Source organism: Nonomuraea sediminis (assembly GCF_018531495.1).
Lineage (GTDB): Bacteria > Actinomycetota > Actinomycetes > Streptosporangiales > Streptosporangiaceae > Nonomuraea > Nonomuraea sediminis.
Window position 1 is genome coordinate 302,740 of the sequence record NZ_JAHDTI010000007.1, and the last position, 14,763, is coordinate 317,502.

A 14,763-nucleotide genomic window follows, 5' to 3' on the forward strand; every position below is an offset into this window, starting at 1 on the left:
CGCTTGATCACCCGCGCCCGTACGCTTCCAAGTAATCAACACGGGGAGGCGTACATGTCGCTGATGACGCGGATGGCCGCGGCGTTCAAGGGGGAGGTCTCCGCCGACGAGCTGGAGTCCTACCGGCGCGCGGGCGGGCTGGTCTACACCGAGCTGGAGCAGGCCGAAGCGCTGCGCGGGCGGTTAGCCGCAGAAGGGGTGAACCTCTGGCACGGCCCGCAAGCCGCGGCCGGGCAGTTGCTGTGCACGTGGAACGCGTTCGTCCTGCAGGCGATCGGGGAGCACCTGCTGGACGCCGACTACGCCGCCGATCCACGCACCGTCGGATACGTTCCGCAGGTCACCAGCCTCCAGGTCGGAGCATGCTTCGCGCAGGTGGAGGGCTGGGTGTCCCGGGCTCGCCAGGCCGCGGGCAACTCCCGCTATCTGGTGGAGAAGGAGATGCTGCTGCCGGCCGACCTGCCTGAGTGGGCCGAGGCAAGCCCCTGCCCGCTGCCGCACCTGCACGGCATGCTCGCCGCCTCCCGCGCGATCCGCCGGCACGCCGAGGTCGCGCTCGGCGTCTTCGAGCAGACCGTCACGGACGCCGACAAGCACCGCGCCGCCCTGGAGCGGCTGCGCCAGCTCGCCGCCGAGGCCGCGACCGCCGCCGACTACGCCGAGGGCCTGCTCGACACCGACCCGGCGCCGCGTATGCACGAGGCCATCGAGCAGCGCCTGCAGCGCGCGCTGGACATCTACTACCACCTGGGCCAGCTGATCGCGATGCCCCAGCTGATCGCCGACTACAAGGGCCCGGGTGTACGGCAGGCCGTACCACCCGCCAACCTGGCCGTGGCCGATGTCCGCGACTTCGACCCGTGGTGCCTGACCGACCCGCAGAAGAGGACCTTCTGGCAGGCCGACCCGCGCGCACACCAGGCGATCAAGGAGATGTGGGACTACGATCCCGACCCGGCGAGGACTCTGCGGATCCAGGCCGAGATCGACGCGGCCCTCCGGGACGGCGCTATCGCCTTCGCCACGGATTCGCGCGGCGAGCCGTACGGGAGCTACTACTGCTGCCCGTTCGCCGCGATCTACATCGTCCGCCGTCCGGTGGTGATCGCGGGGCGGAGGCTCCGCGCGATGCAGCAGTTCACCCTGGAGGTGTCGGCCGAGGACGTGCCGCAGGGCGGCCCGTTCAAACGGGAGATCATCGTGTCCACCTTCCACCCGACCGACGAGATCGACTACTGCGACCCGGACGGGTTGCACGGCGACTGACCTCGCTCACCGGGACAGCTTCCTGATCAGGCTGAGGAAGTGCGGTGACACCCGCGGTCCGATGTGCCCCGCCGCACGCGAGGGCGCGTTGGGCGCGGGCTTTCCTGCGAGGGCCGGCCCGCCCGATCGCCGGGCTGGCAAGATGGCGGCATGGAACGTGTGCTTGGCATCGGTGGCTACTTCATGCGGGCTGCCGACCCGGCGGCCCTGAGCGCGTGGTATCGCGATTGCCTGGGCCTGGACGCCGATGAGCACGGCCTGTGGCGTCAGGGGACCGGGCTGACGGTGTTCGCGACGTTCGAGTCCGAGACCGACTACTTCGGGTCCCGCACCCAGCAGACCATGCTCAACTTCCGGGTCCGCGACCTGGACGCGATGCTCGCGCAACTGCGCGCCAAGGGAGCGGACGTGGCCGAGGAAACGCAGGACATGGAGGGCGTCGGTCGATTCGGCTGGGTCACCGACCCTGAGGGCAATCGCGTCGAGCTGTGGCAGCCCGCCTGACCACGTCTTCACGCGGGCGGTGAACGTGCTGGTGGACCACTAGTAGGCCCGCGCGGCCATGTCCCGGGCAATCGATGAGATCAGGCCGCTGCCGGCCGGACGCGGGTTCGCCGTCCCGCCCACCATCTGCGACGGCCAAGGTGGTGGGTGGTGTGACCAGACCGCGATGCGCCCGGCCCGGCACCGAACTCGTACCCGCCTTCCCCGCAGGCTGCTGAACCGTCCGACCCGCATCACGCCGGCATGTCCTGACCCGATCGCGGGGAGGTCGTTAGATAGTTCCTGCGCAGGTCGTTCGGCTGCCGCAGTTCCCGTGCAGGTCGTTCGGCTGTCGTACCGCGGCTTGAGGGTGCGGTCAGACCGCGATGCCCCAACGGAGGTGGCGCGGCGGGATTGACAGACGAATGATCACATCGACACACTTAATATCTGAAGAGCTGTTCAAGTATCGGAGGTGTGATGGCTGAGCACGGGCACGGACATGGCCACGGGCACGGGGTCAGCGCGGGCGCGGATCGCCGGTACCTCAGCGGTGCCCTGGCGCTGATCGTCGGCTTCATGGCCATCGAAGTGGTCATCGGCATCATCGCCCAGTCGCTGGCGCTGATCTCCGACGCCGGCCACATGCTGACCGATGCCGCTGCGATCGTCTTCGCGCTGATCGCCATGCGGATCGCGGCCAAGCCGCCGCAGGGCGGATACACCTACGGCCTCAAGCGGGCCGAGATCATCTCCGCCCAGATCAACGGCATCACGCTGCTCCTGCTCGCCGCCTACTTCATCTACCAGGGCATCGAGCGCCTGATCACGCCGCCGGAGGTCGAGGGCGCCTTCGTGGTCGCCACCGGCCTGGCCGGGATCGTCGTGAACGTGGCCGCCACCTGGCTGCTCTCGCGCGCCAACCGCTCCAGCCTGAACGTCGAGGGCGCCTACCAGCACATCCTCAACGACCTGTTCGCCTTCATCGCCACCACCATCGCCGGCGCGATCGTCTGGTGGACCGGCTGGGCCCGCGCCGACGCCATCGCCGCGCTGGTCGTGGCGGGGCTGATGCTGAAGGCGGGCTGGGGGCTGGTGCGCGACTCCGGGCGGGTGTTCATGGAGGCCGCCCCGGCCGGGATGAACCCCGCGGAGATCGGTCAGAAGACCGCCGCTTTGGAGAACGTGAGCGAGGTGCACGACCTGCACGTGTGGGAGGTCACCTCCGGCTACGCCGCACTCTCGGCGCACATCCTGGTCGACCCCGGCGCCGACTGCCATGCCGTACGGCAGGCAGCGGAGAAGATGCTGCACGACACCTACGGCATCGAGCACACCACCCTCCAGGTCGACCACGCCGCACCCACGCTGCTCACCATCGGGGAGACCGACGAGCACTGCGCGGACCCGCACGGCCCGGTCCACAAGAGCGAGGGCAAGGGCTGACGGCGCACGGCGAGCGCCGACACGCAGGGAAGGGGCGAGCAGTAGCCTTCTACGTGACGTAGAAGGAGGTGGCCGCGTGCGGCTCGGCAGTCTCGAACGCTCGATCATGGAAGTCCTCTGGGCGCACCCGGAGGGCATCCTGGCTCAGCAGCTCGCCGACGAGCTCGAGTCCAAGCCCGCGGTCACCACCGTCCTGACCGTTCTGGTACGGCTCACGCGCAAGGACCTGGCGTCCCGGGAGCGCGTGGGCCGCGCCCACCGCTACAAGGCCGTGGCCGGCAAGGACGCCTTCGTGGCCGAGACCATGCGCGCCGCCCTGGACGACGCCGCGGACCTGGACGCGGCGGTCAACCGTTTCGTCGGCACCGTGTCGCCCGAGGTCGCGGCCGCGCTCCGGGCAGCACTGGACAAACGGTGACCCCCTGGCTGGTCGTCGCCTGCCTCGCCCTGCTACCGGCGGCGTTCGGCAACCGGCTGGCGGCAGCACGCTGGCCATCGCGGCATCCGCGAGCGGCGATCGCCCTCTGGATGGCGATCGGCGCGGCGGCGGGCCTGGGCGGCGCCGGTATCGGTCTGGTGGCCGCGGTCTGGCCGCTGGCCACGGCGTTCCCGCACGGCGCCCACACGCTGAGCCACCGGCTCCTCGGCGGAGAGTGGCAGGCCGGGATGAGCGTCGCGCTCCTGTGGTCCGTGGGTCTCGTCGCGTGGCTGCTCGCCACCACGGCCCGTACCATCGTCGGCACTCTGGCCGAGCGGCGGCGCCAGCGCCTGCTCGTCGACCTGACCGCCGACTACTCGCCCGCCCACGACGCCTACGTTCTGCCCAGCGCCGTGCCGGTGGCCTACTGCATGCCCGGACGCGAGGCCCGGGTCGTGCTGAGCAGGGGAGCGGTCGACCTCCTTGGGTCCGCCGAGCTCGAGGCGGTCCTCGCTCATGAACGTGCACACGCCGATGGGCGGCACGACCTGCTGAAGCTGCCGTTCGTCGCGCTCTCCCGCGCCTTCCCGCCGGCTCGCCGAGTCCTGGAGGCGGTCTCCGTCCTGGTGGAGCTGATGGCCGACGACGTGGCTCGCCGTACGCACGGAAATCTGCCTCTGGCTCGGGCGATCGTGCGGATGGCCGCCCCGGCCCAGCCGGGCCTGGCCGTCGCCGACACCGCGGTCGTCCGGCGCGTCGAGCGGCTGCTGCACGAGCCGCGGAACGGGCGCGGCTGGGTCCCCGCCGCGGCCTACTCCGGCGCCGCCGCCCTGCTCGGCGGACCGCTTTCGCTGCTCGCCGCGCCGGTGCTGTGCCACACCATCACCCCGGGATAACCGCGAGTCCTCGGTGTGACGTCGCGGGCGATCAGTTCGACGCGTCCCCGGGCAGCGCCACCGAAACCCCGATTCCGGAGCGGGAGGGGGTTGAAACGGAACGGTCCAGCCTTGAGACTCGATCGCGATGGAGAATCGGAGAAGCGGCATGTCTGTTACTCGTGATGCGCACCTAGACTGGGCCGTTGCGACGAGAGGTGGACGGGAGAGCGGCTGTGGCGACCGAGGTCTTCGACGATCCACCTGCTGAGGTGCTGGTCGAAGCGGCTGGGACGTTCGGGCTGCTGGCCTCGCCGCCGAGGTTGCACATCGTCTGGGCGCTGTCGCAGGGCGAGTGCGACGTGAGCGGACTGGCCGAACGGGTCGGTGGCGCGCTTCCCGCGGTCAGCCAGCATCTGGCGAAGCTGAAGCTGGCCGGGCTGGTGCGTGCGCGTCGCGAGGGGCGCAGGATGGTCTACCTGGTCGACGACCCCGATGTGGTGGCCACCGTACGACTGCTGGTCGGCCGGATGGCTCGACGGGCCGACGAGGCGGAGCACGCCGACGGCCTGGGCGCCTGAGGCCTCCAGCACCGCATGACCTAACTCTCTCCTCCCGTCGGTCGCGTAGTTGCGTACTTAGGCAAGCCTGTGGGCGGCGGTTCCTCGGTCTCGCAGTCTCATGTGCCTCTTGGTGGCATATGAGTAGGGCGAGCGGTCAGGCTCCACTCTTGGTGGGTACGCAGGAGGAGTTCAGCGATTCCAGCCGGCCCGCCTGTTTGACGGGCTCGCCGGGCGAGCGGGTGGCCGTGGGTGTGCTGACCGGCGACGGGGTGGACGCCTGCGCGCGGGCAGGCGTGCCTGACCGTGCCAGGGCCGCCCGTACGGCCTGGCGGATCTTCCGATAGTCGGGGTAGGCCGGGTTGTAGGCGGGTGGGATGAAGTTCAGCTTCGACACGTGCGCGCCCTTGACCTGCTGGGCCAGCGGGACCAGGTCCTGGAGCAGGTCACGCGGGATGTCGGTCTGGAAGGTCTGCTTGGCCGCGCGTGCCAGGGCGTTGAACTTCAGCAGCACGTTGCTCGGGTTGAGCTGGTTGAGCATGGCGCTCATCACGCACTGCTGGCGGCGCATCCGGGTGTGGTTGTCGCCGCCCGCGCAGGTGCTGCCGGGATGGTCGCGGGCCCTGCCGTACCACAGGGCCTGGGTGCCGTTCAGCGTGCGGGTGCCGGCCTTGACCACGCCGCCGTCGCTGCGGCCCACGCCGTAGCAGATGTCCTGCTCGACGTGGATGCGCACCCCGCCCAGGGCGTCGATCAGGTGGGCGACGCCCCACATGTTGACCAGCATGTAGTAGTCGACCTTGAAGCCGAGGATCTGCCCCAGCGCGCCCTTGACCGTCTCCGGCGCGCGGTCAGGCGAGTGGCCGGCCACCTCCGGGTGCAGGTCGGCGTAGGCCCAGATGCCGTTGATGAGGTCGGCGGAGCCGCGGCCCTGCCCGGGCGGCAGCCAGAAGTTCTTGGGCGGCGGGAACCGCTTGGCCATCAGGCTGCCCGGCGGGAACGGCGCGTTCTCCATCTCCCGGGGCAGCGCGAAGACGACCGCGTCACCTGTGTGCACATTGATGCTGACCACGTTGATGCTGTCGGTGCGGATGCTCAGCCCCTTGCGCGAGCCGGCGCCGTCGCCGCCCAGCAACGCGATGGTGAGGTAGTCGCGCCCCTTCCACGGATCCTTGTGATCGATGGGGGTGGACGGTGAGGACTTGAAGACGGACCCGATCGCGTCATCCGAGGTGCGCGCGGTCGTCGCGGCCAGCCCGAACGGCAGCGCCACCGCGACCGCCGTGACCCCCGCGACCGCGCCGGTGCCGATCTGCCCCCACATGGCGAGGCGTCCAGGACGCAGCACCACGTAGGAGCTGACGATGATCGCGGCCCAGGCCAGCCCGCCTGCCACGCACACGCCGGTGATGACCGCCAGCCAGGTGGGGTCGAGCAGGAGGCCCGCGAGGTTCTTGGCGTTGAGCGCCGCGGCCGCCGCTGCGATCAGCAGCAGGCCGTAACACGCCAGCAGGACCAGGCCGGTCCGCTTGCGCCCGGCTCGCAGGTGCGCGACGCCGGGCGCCACGATGGACAGCAGCGTCCAGCCCACCACTGACAGGGCGCCCCGTCCGCGCATACCCGCCTCCACCCCGACATGTGCCCCAAACGCGCAAGCAAACTAGCAAATACGGACACAGGGGCTGGTGATGGAGATCATACCGTCACCATCTTCGTGGATGGCCCGCGATCTCAGCTCCCCGAACAAGATGGATCGGCTTGCTCTCGAGAAAGCCGTAGGTGGAGGTGGATCAACCTGGGGCGTTCACCGGCATAGGTCGCTGGTCGGCTAGCGTGGGGCGTCGTGATCGAAGGAGACCGGTGAACGTAGCTCTTGGCCTGCTGGCCGTCTTCGTGTTAACCCTCGCCACCGGCTATTTCGTCGCCCAGGAGTTCGCCTTCGTCGGTGCCGACCGGCTCACGCTCTCCCAGCACGCGGCCGGAGGCGACAAGAAGGCGGCCAAGGCCGTGCGGGTGATGGAACGGCTGTCGTTCATGCTGTCCGGTGCCCAGCTCGGCATCACGGTCACCGCGCTCATCGTCGGTTTCATCGCCAAGCCCGCGCTCGCCGAGCTCATCGCTCCGGCGCTGACCGCCGTCGGCGTCTCGGAGGGCATGGTCGGTGGCGTGTCGCTGGTGCTCGGGTTCGTCCTGGCCACCGTCATCCAGATGGTGCTCGGCGAGCTCGCCCCGAAGAACCTGGCGCTGGCCAGGCCGGAGGCGCTCGCCCGCTCCCTGGCCGGGTCCACGCTGATCTACATGGCCGTGGCCGGGCCGGTCATCCGGCTCTTCGACGCCGCGGCCGCCAAGCTGCTGCGCGCGGTCGGCATCGAACCGGTCGAGGAGCTCCACCACGGCGCCACCCTGGAGGAACTCGGCCACATCATCGGCGAGTCCCAAGAACACGGGCATCTCCCCGGCAGCCAGGCCGACGTCCTGGAGCGCGCGCTGGCCTTCTCCGACCACACGGCAGAAGAGGTCATGGTGCCCCGCGTCGACGTGGTCACCGTCAGCGGCTCCGCGACCGTCCTCGAGCTGGACGAGCTGATCGCCGAGCACGGTCACACCCACTACCCGGTGCTGGGCGACCGTGTCGACGACGTGATCGGCGTCGTGAGCCTGCGCGAGCTGGCCACGGTCCCGATCGGTCGCGCGGCGGAGACCCGGGTCGCCGACCTGGCGCAGGAGGTGTTCCTCGTGCCGTTCTCGCTGTCGCTGCCCCACCTGGTCCAGCAGCTCCACGCCAGGGGCGAGGAGGTGGCCTGCGTGCTGGACGAACACGGCGGCCTGGCCGGGCTCGTCACCTGGGAGGACGTCGCCGAGGAGCTGGTAGGCGAGATCGCCGATGAGAACGATCTGGACCAGGCCTCCGTGGTACGGCGCGGCAAGGGCTGGGAGGTGGACGCCGGGCTCCGCATCGACGAGATCGCCCTGGCCACCGATCTGGAACTCCCGGACAAGGACGAATACGACACTCTCGCCGGGTTGATCCTCCACCGGCTGGGACGCTTCGCCGTACCGGGAGACGCGATCGACGTGGAGCTGCCTCCCACCCTGGACGCCGACGCACACACGCACGCGCACCTCGAGGTGCTCACCCTGGACCGGCACGTCCCCGAACGCGTCCGGCTCACTCCGCACCGACAGGAGCCCGAAGCATGAGCCTGCCCACCGGACTCCTCCTCACCCTGCTCCTGCTCATCGGTAACGGGTTCTTCGTCGCGGCCGAGTTCGCCCTCGTGGCCGCCAAGCGTCACCGGCTGGAGAAGGCGGCGGCCCAGGGGAGCCGCGCCGCGGCGGCCGCCGTCTCAGGGATCAGGGAACTGACGCTCATGCTGGCCGGCGCCCAGCTCGGCATCACGCTCTGCTCCCTCGGCCTCGGTGTGGTCTCCGAACCCGTCATCGCCGAGACCCTGACGCCGCTCTTCCACGCCCTGGGACTACCGGAGGCCGGGGCGCACGCGGTCGCCTTCGTCATCGCGCTGGCCATCATCACGTTCCTGCACATGGTCCTGGGCGAGATGGCGCCGAAGTCCTGGGCGATTGCCAACCCCGAGCGCTCGGCGACCCTGCTGGCCCTGCCGTTCCGCGGCTTCACCGTTCTCGTCCGGCCACTGCTCCGCCTGCTCAACGGCATCACCAACCTGCTGCTGCGCCTCTTCGGCGTGCATCCGCGCTCAGGGTCGGCCAATCCGCGCACTCCCGAGCAGCTCAGTCACCTGATCGAGGAATCGCGCCGCCTCGGCCTGATCGACAGCGACGACCACGTGATCCTCAGCAGCGCGCTGGATGCCCCGGAAACCGGCATCGGCCCGCTCATCATCCCCAAGGACGAGATCGTCGGCGTGCCTGCCGCGGCCACGGCTCAGGACGTGATCGACATGACGGCACACACCGGCCGGACACGTCTCGTCGTCTGGCAGGACGGGCGGCCCGCAGGCCTGGTGCACGTGCGCGACGCCTACCTCGCCCGGCGCCGCGACGCCTCGACGACCGCCGGCGACCTGGCCCACCACCTTCCTGCCATCCCGGCCGGAAGCTCCGTCAGCGCGGCGGTCACGCATCTGCGTTCCGCGCACAGCCAGCTCGCCTTGGCGCATGCCGAGGACGGCACGCTGGTCGGGCTGGTCAGCCTCGACGACCTCCTGACGACCCTGCTGGTCCCGGCCTGAACTTCTTTGATCACCTGGAGCAGGAGTCGGACAGGTCGGACAGGCGGCTCTGGGCGGGGCTCGGCCTGGCGCTGTGCGGGTGGAGGCCATCAGCGGCATCGCGAGCCCGGTCGCCGGAGTGGGCGATGGCATCGGCGGCGTCGGCGCGGATCCTGTCGAAGTCGGGATAGGCGGGGTTGTACGCGGGTGGCACGAACGACAGCGTCGTCACCCGAGCGTTCTTGACCTTGCCGGCGAGCGGGATGAGGTCCTGGAGGCGGGCTCGCGGGATGTCGGTGCGGAAGGTCTGCCTGGCCGCATCCGCCAGCTGCTCGAAGCTCCAGAGTACGGTGCCCGGGTCGAGCTGGTGGAGCATGGCACTCATGATGCAGTGCTGGCGGCGCATCCGGGTGTGGTTGTCGCCGCCCGCGCAGGTGGATCCGTCATGGTCGCGGGCTCTGCCGTACCAGAGTGCTTCGGCGCCGTTCAGCAGACGGGTGCCTGCTTTGACAGTGCCGCCGTCGCTGCGTCCGACGCCGTAGCAGATGTCCTGCTCGACGTGGATGCGCACGCCGCCGAGCGCGTCGATCAGTTTGGCCAGGCCCCACATGTTGACCAGCACGTAGTAGTCCAGCTTCAAGCCCAGGATCTGTCCGACGGCGCCCATGAGCGCGTCCGGTGCCCGAGTGGGCGAGTTGTGGAACGGCTCAGGATGCAGGTCGGCGTACTCCCAGATCGCGTTCAGCAGGTCCTTCTCGCCGCGGCCCTGGCCGGGAGGCATGTAGAAGCCCTTGGGCGGGGGGAACAGCCCGGCCATGACGCTTCCCGGCGGGAACGGAACGTTCTCCAACTCCCGCGGGAGAGCGAACAGCACCGTGGCGCCGGTCCTGGTATCCACGCTGGCCACGTTGACGCTGTCGGTGCGGATGCTCGACCCCTTGCGCGAGCCGGCGCCGTCGCCGCCCAGCAGCAGGATGTTGATCCGGGGGCGGCCGCGCCACGGGTCGGCGTGGTCGACCGACTCGTGCAGCGGGGAGGCGAACACGTCGCTCAACGTGGCTTCAACGGTCCGCGCGGCCCTGGCGACGACGACGAACGGGGCGATCACCGCCAGAGTGGTCACCAGCGCCACCAGGTCGCCCACCCGCCGCAGCGTGCCGCGGCGGGGTCGCATCACCGCATAGGAGGCGACGACCAGGACCGCCCACAGCCCCCCTCCTACGAAGCAGACTGAGACGAACAGCGGGATCCAGGACGGCTCGCTCAGCACCACCGTGATCTTGTCGCCGAGGGACAACGCGAACACCGCGATCCCAGACACCACCACGAGGAAGATCGCGAAGATCGCGAGTCCCAGCATTCGGTGTCCGGCACGCAGATGCGCGGCCCCAGGCACCACGATCGAAGCGAGCGTCCACCCGATGGCGGCCGCCAGGCCGGTGCCGGTTTCCATACGTGCCCGAGTCTCCAAACGCGTTCTCATGCCCTTGGAGTCCCGTCCTACGCCTGTAGGACGTTGTCGTGGCGCTGTTTGTTGCTCGCATGCGCAAGTCTTTGGCCAATCCCCACCGTCCGGCGATCAGCAGCCGCGCGCCTGAGCGCCGGCACATCGGCCTGGCCGTTGGCGTGGTCTTCCGGTACGGCTCGCGCCGTCGCCGCCTGGCTGCGTGGTGTGGTCCTCGGCGTTCAGTCCTGCTTGTCCGTCTCGGCGTTGGCCCTCAAGGCGGCGGCCTGCTCCTCAAGACGACGAGCCTGCTCCTCCAAAGAGAGGGCCGGCGCACTGGTCTCGTCCTGCTCCTGCAGCTTTCCGGTCTCCGACTTGAGGATCCGAAGGGAACGGCCGAGAGACCTCGCCGCATCAGGCAGCTTCTTCGACCCGAACAGCAGGAGCACGACCAGCCCGAGAATCAGCCAATGTGTGGGACTCAATTCACCGCTGAACATCTACGCGGCCTCCTCGCATCACGCTCGGAGCATGCTTGCTGGCTTGCGCAACTAATTTATCAAGGAAGGCGGTCGGCAGGCACTCTCGCCACCAGAACCGGCTCGGCCTGGATTCCCGAGCGCTTCATGAAAGTTGCCTGAGAACTCTCGGCTCCACCTAGTCTCCGGCATATCCGGCATGCCACCCTCCCGATGGACGAGGGACATGACGATCGGGTGAGGGGTCTGATGGGCTGGCATGGTTGGGGCTCGACGCGACTTCGCCGGACCAGGACGGTCGTCATCGCGACGCTCGTGCTGGCCGCGCTGTCGGCGTGCTCGGCGACCGTTCCCGAAGCGGCGACCAAGGCGGAGGGCCGGACGGCCGCGCCCGCCCGCTCGGCCGTGGCCGAGCCTCCGCCTGTGGATCCCAACTGGCCGCGCTGGGGGCTCACGCACACCCAGACCAGCGCGAACAACGGGGACGAGCGGCTGCTCGAGGGCGCCTCCCAGACGTTGTCCCACGTCCCGATGCTGCAGAACCAGCACATCATGGGCTTCGGCGTGGGCAACCCGGAGTTGTACCCGGGCGAGTTCGCCTTCAAGGATCTCGACAGCCGCATGCGGCTCATGGACCGTTCCGGCGGCCTGCCGGTGATCACGCTGTGTTGTGCGCCTGACTGGATGAAAGGCGGGCCTGCGGGGCAGACCTCCTGGCAGAGGGACCACTTCGAAGCGGCCCCTGAGCCGTCGCACTTCGACGACTTCGCCAAGCTGGCCGCGACGATCGCGCAACGCTACAACAACGTCCAGTACTTCATGGTGTGGAACGAGCTCAAGGGCTTCTGGCCCGACCACTCCAAGCCGCCGGACATCGAGGGCTACACCACCCTCTACAACAAGGTGTACGAAGCGGTGAAGGCCGTCAGGCCGGACGCCAAGATCGGCGGGCCGTACCTCGGCATGGACAGCGTGAGCAGCGCCGACGCATCCGAGCTCAAGGGCAAGTGGGGCGCGGTGGACCAGGTGGTCCTGGACGCCTTCGACTACTGGAACAAGCACAAGAAGGGCGCCGACTTCATCGTCGTCGACGGCGCCTCTCCCACGGAGGACCACGCGGTCCTGCCTGACCCGTTCGGCGCCACGGCCAAGTTCGGCGCGGTCACCCGGTGGCTGCGGAAGAAGACGGGCAACCTGCCGATCTGGTGGTCGGAGTGGTACATCATGCCCGAGGACGGCCAGACCAGGTGGCCGGAGGACATGCGGCTGGCGGTGCAGGCGGTATCCATGATCGAACTCGCGACCTCGGGCGCCGCCACCGCGTTGTACTGGAACCCAGAAACCAAGCAGGGCGACTGCCCCGGCTGCATGTGGAACCCTCAGGATGGCTCAGCGCTCCCGACCGGCGACCTGATCAGCAACTTCGTCAAGTGGTTCCCTGCCGGGGTCGAGCTGCGGCAGGCCACGACCTCCGACTCCAGAATCCGCCTGCTGGCCCAGCAGGAGAAGCTCCTGATGGTCAACACCACGGGCAGCCGGCTGACCGCGACGGTGAACGGCAAGAGCGTCACTCTCCAGCCGTACGAGATCAGGTGGACGAGCGCTTGACCCGGCGGAGTAGGTGACCGGTCGCGACGGTGCTGCAGAACACGCGGCCAGGCACCAGGCTTCTTCCGTTGCTGGTGGCCGTTCTTCTGGTCATGCTCTGAATCAGCCGCCCGAGCCGGTCGCCGACGACCACGAGGCGTCTGACCCCTGTGCCGAGTGGCCGGAGCTGGGGACCGCTATGCCTGCTGGGCTGGGTCGGTCAGGCCGTTTCGGCGCTGAGGGTCTGCGCCACGGGACGGCGGGCGGCCAGGCGTGCGGGCAGGGCGGTGAGTGCCGCCGTTGCCAGGAGGGTCGCGAGCGCGGCCCCGAGCAGCCAGGAGGAGGGAGGTTCCGCCGAATTCCTGGCGGCGAAGAGTGAGAGCAGGCCGATGCCCAAAGGGACGCCGATGACGGCGCCGGGCAGGCTGGGCAGGAGCTGGGCGGTGGACAGCCCCGCGGTGATCTGTCCGGGGGTGGCGCCGAGCGTACGTGCGATGGCCATGTTCGCCCGGGCCTCCATGGCGGTGGTCCAGGTGAGCGTGATGGTGTTCACGACGGCGAGTGCGATCAGCAGGATGGTGACGGCGAGCATCAGCCGGCGGTCGTGCTCGCCGCGCAGGTTGGGCAGGGCGGAGGAGCCATCCAGGCCGTAGCCCCTCTCCGGCTGGGCGTGGAGGGTCAGCAGAGCCACGATCGCGATCACCGTGGTGGCGGTGGAGCACGCCTGCAGTACGGCGCGGCCCGGCCGGCGGGCGGTCAGCCGCAGCCCGAGCAGCAGCGGCGTGGGCAGCAGCGCGGACAGCGCGGTGAGCCAGGGCCGGTGACGGGGCTGGTGCGCGGCGGCGCTCAGCGCCGTGACGGTCGCCGTACGCATGGCCCGCAGCGTGGGACGCAGTGTGGACAGCACCGCCACCGCCACGGCGAGGACGGTCGCCGCGGCAACGGTGGCGCCGCCGGGCCCGGCCGCGTCGCCGATCCGGCTGGCCGTGGGGCTGGCGATGGCGGGCACGGTCAGACGGGCGATCACCAATCCCAGCGCGTCGCCGACCAGCGCCAGCGCCAGGTACTCGGTGAGCAGGACGGTGGCGATCAGCCCCGGGGTGGCGCCGACGGCCTTGAGCAGCCCGGCCCGGCGCGTCTGCTCGACGGCGCGCCCCGCGGCCAGCGCCGCCGCTCCGGTGATGGCCAGGAAGCCGAGCAGCCAGCTACCGACGACCAGGATCGGCTGGGTGTCGCTGAGGATGACCATGTCCTGTTCGGCCGTGAACTGCCAGCTGTGGAAGTTCACCCTGAGGGTGGGGATGCGATGGGCGTCCAGGAAGGCTTGCGCCGTTGCGGGGTCGCGCAGCTTGAGGTCCAGGGCCAAGGTCACCGGGAGATCGTGGGACGACGCCAGGGCCCGGGCATCTGATCGGGTCATCCAGGCCAGGCCGCTGTAGTCGCTGGGACCACCGCCCGGCCCGATCTGCGCCGCCCAGGGGTAGATGGAGGTGGCCGCGGTCACGGCGATCCCGACGACTGGGTACGGCCGGCCGGCGATGGTGACGCGGTCGCCGACGCTGACGCCCAGCGCGGCGGCGAAGCCGCGTTCGAGGACCGTGCCACCGGAGCGTACCCACTGACCCGAGGTCAGCAGCGGCCGGTTGACTGCGCCGGGCGTCTCGCCGAAACCTTGCACCACCACAGGAGACGAGAGGGAATCGCGCGTGGTGAGGTCGGCGTAGACGATGCGATAGGGCCCATGGTGGGCGATCACCGCGGGCTCCTTCGCCAGCGAGGCCAGGGTGGAGGTCACCGCGGGATCGGTGTCGCCGGAGAGCGCCACCACGTCCGGCCCGGCGGTGGCCGCGCGGGTCTGCTCGTACAGCGCGTCGCTCACGCCCTGCAGGGACAGGCCCAACGCCAGGGCGGCGGTGGCCACGGTGACCGCGAGCAGGAGCACCACGGCCTGGACCTTGTGCCGGCGCACGTCAGCCGGCACCAGCCGCGCGACGAGCACGATGGAGCCCATGCCG

The 14,763-nt window shown here is 69.9% G+C and carries 13 protein-coding genes; 9 read left to right on the forward strand and 4 right to left on the reverse strand.

Going from position 1 to position 14,763, the window contains the following annotated elements:
• Nucleotides 1–54: 54 nt before the first annotated feature.
• From KIK09_RS29905 to KIK09_RS29930, 6 genes are all read left to right on the forward strand, one after another.
• Nucleotides 55–1,266, forward strand: a complete 1,212-nt coding sequence (locus KIK09_RS29905) for a hypothetical protein (protein ID WP_214322728.1) — start codon at nucleotides 55–57, stop codon at nucleotides 1,264–1,266.
• Nucleotides 1,267–1,416: 150 nt separating this feature from the next.
• A complete protein-coding gene (locus tag KIK09_RS29910) occupies nucleotides 1,417–1,770 on the forward strand; it encodes a VOC family protein (protein WP_214322729.1) in 354 nt (117 codons plus the stop codon).
• A 459-nt stretch (nucleotides 1,771–2,229) separates the two neighbouring features.
• Nucleotides 2,230–3,195, forward strand: a complete 966-nt coding sequence (locus tag KIK09_RS29915; RefSeq protein ID WP_214322730.1) for a cation diffusion facilitator family transporter — start codon at nucleotides 2,230–2,232, stop codon at nucleotides 3,193–3,195.
• 76 nt (nucleotides 3,196–3,271) lie between these two features.
• Entirely contained in the window at nucleotides 3,272–3,613 is a 342-nt protein-coding gene (locus KIK09_RS29920; RefSeq protein WP_214322731.1) for a BlaI/MecI/CopY family transcriptional regulator, read from the forward strand.
• A complete protein-coding gene (locus KIK09_RS58055; protein WP_214322732.1) occupies nucleotides 3,610–4,509 on the forward strand; it encodes a M56 family metallopeptidase in 900 nt (299 codons plus the stop codon). Before KIK09_RS29920 ends, KIK09_RS58055 begins: the two co-directional genes overlap by 4 nt.
• Nucleotides 4,510–4,724: 215 nt before the next feature.
• Nucleotides 4,725–5,069 carry an ArsR/SmtB family transcription factor gene (locus tag KIK09_RS29930; protein ID WP_308164363.1) on the forward strand — a complete coding sequence of 115 codons (345 nt, stop codon included), beginning with the start codon at nucleotides 4,725–4,727 and terminating at the stop codon, nucleotides 5,067–5,069.
• Between the two features lie 136 nt (nucleotides 5,070–5,205).
• Here the strand turns inward: KIK09_RS29930 and KIK09_RS29935 are convergent, their stop codons facing one another.
• On the reverse strand, nucleotides 5,206–6,666 hold the full coding sequence (locus tag KIK09_RS29935) for an LCP family protein (RefSeq protein WP_214322733.1): 1,461 nt from the start codon (nucleotides 6,664–6,666) through the stop codon (nucleotides 5,206–5,208).
• Nucleotides 6,667–6,908: 242 nt separating this feature from the next.
• Between KIK09_RS29935 and KIK09_RS29940 the strand changes: the two genes are divergently transcribed.
• Together KIK09_RS29940 and KIK09_RS29945 are read left to right on the forward strand one after the other, a co-directional pair.
• Nucleotides 6,909–8,249, forward strand: coding sequence for a hemolysin family protein (locus KIK09_RS29940; protein ID WP_214322734.1), 1,341 nt, complete (start codon nucleotides 6,909–6,911; stop codon nucleotides 8,247–8,249).
• On the forward strand, nucleotides 8,246–9,259 hold the full coding sequence (locus tag KIK09_RS29945; protein ID WP_214322735.1) for a hemolysin family protein: 1,014 nt from the start codon (nucleotides 8,246–8,248) through the stop codon (nucleotides 9,257–9,259). Before KIK09_RS29940 ends, KIK09_RS29945 begins: the two co-directional genes overlap by 4 nt.
• Before the next feature lie 10 nt (nucleotides 9,260–9,269).
• Here KIK09_RS29945 and KIK09_RS29950 read toward each other — a convergent pair whose 3' ends face one another.
• Nucleotides 9,270–10,691, reverse strand: a complete 1,422-nt coding sequence (locus KIK09_RS29950; protein WP_214322736.1) for an LCP family protein — start codon at nucleotides 10,689–10,691, stop codon at nucleotides 9,270–9,272.
• Nucleotides 10,692–10,924: 233 nt separating this feature from the next.
• The gene (gene tatA / locus KIK09_RS29955; RefSeq protein WP_214322737.1) at nucleotides 10,925–11,182 is read right to left on the reverse strand and encodes a Sec-independent protein translocase subunit TatA; all 258 of its coding nucleotides are present in this window, start codon (nucleotides 11,180–11,182) and stop codon (nucleotides 10,925–10,927) included.
• A 228-nt stretch (nucleotides 11,183–11,410) separates the two neighbouring features.
• On the opposite strand from tatA, the gene KIK09_RS29960 reads away from it, so the two are divergent.
• A complete protein-coding gene (locus KIK09_RS29960; RefSeq protein WP_214322738.1) occupies nucleotides 11,411–12,769 on the forward strand; it encodes a glycoside hydrolase family protein in 1,359 nt (452 codons plus the stop codon).
• A gap of 199 nt (nucleotides 12,770–12,968) precedes the next feature.
• Here the strand turns inward: KIK09_RS29960 and KIK09_RS29965 are convergent, their stop codons facing one another.
• The gene (locus KIK09_RS29965) at nucleotides 12,969–14,759 is read right to left on the reverse strand and encodes an ABC transporter permease (RefSeq protein WP_214322739.1); all 1,791 of its coding nucleotides are present in this window, start codon (nucleotides 14,757–14,759) and stop codon (nucleotides 12,969–12,971) included.
• Between the last annotated feature and the right edge of the window lie 4 nt (nucleotides 14,760–14,763).

Excerpts from the sequence above, each read along its gene's own strand:
- KIK09_RS29905 (WP_214322728.1), top strand. The coding sequence starts at position 55 with ATGTCGCTGATGACGCGGATGGCCGCGGCGTTCAAGGGGGAGGTCTCC.
- KIK09_RS29960 (WP_214322738.1), top strand. The coding sequence starts at position 11,411 with ATGGGCTGGCATGGTTGGGGCTCGACGCGACTTCGCCGGACCAGGACG.
- KIK09_RS29910 (WP_214322729.1), top strand. The coding sequence starts at position 1,417 with ATGGAACGTGTGCTTGGCATCGGTGGCTACTTCATGCGGGCTGCCGAC.
- KIK09_RS29935 (WP_214322733.1), bottom strand. The coding sequence starts at position 6,666 with ATGCGCGGACGGGGCGCCCTGTCAGTGGTGGGCTGGACGCTGCTGTCC.
- KIK09_RS29915 (WP_214322730.1), top strand. The coding sequence starts at position 2,230 with ATGGCTGAGCACGGGCACGGACATGGCCACGGGCACGGGGTCAGCGCG.
- KIK09_RS29950 (WP_214322736.1), bottom strand. The coding sequence starts at position 10,691 with ATGGAAACCGGCACCGGCCTGGCGGCCGCCATCGGGTGGACGCTCGCT.
- KIK09_RS29965 (WP_214322739.1), bottom strand. The coding sequence starts at position 14,759 with ATGGGCTCCATCGTGCTCGTCGCGCGGCTGGTGCCGGCTGACGTGCGC.
- tatA (WP_214322737.1), bottom strand. The coding sequence starts at position 11,182 with ATGTTCAGCGGTGAATTGAGTCCCACACATTGGCTGATTCTCGGGCTG.
- KIK09_RS29945 (WP_214322735.1), top strand. The coding sequence starts at position 8,246 with ATGAGCCTGCCCACCGGACTCCTCCTCACCCTGCTCCTGCTCATCGGT.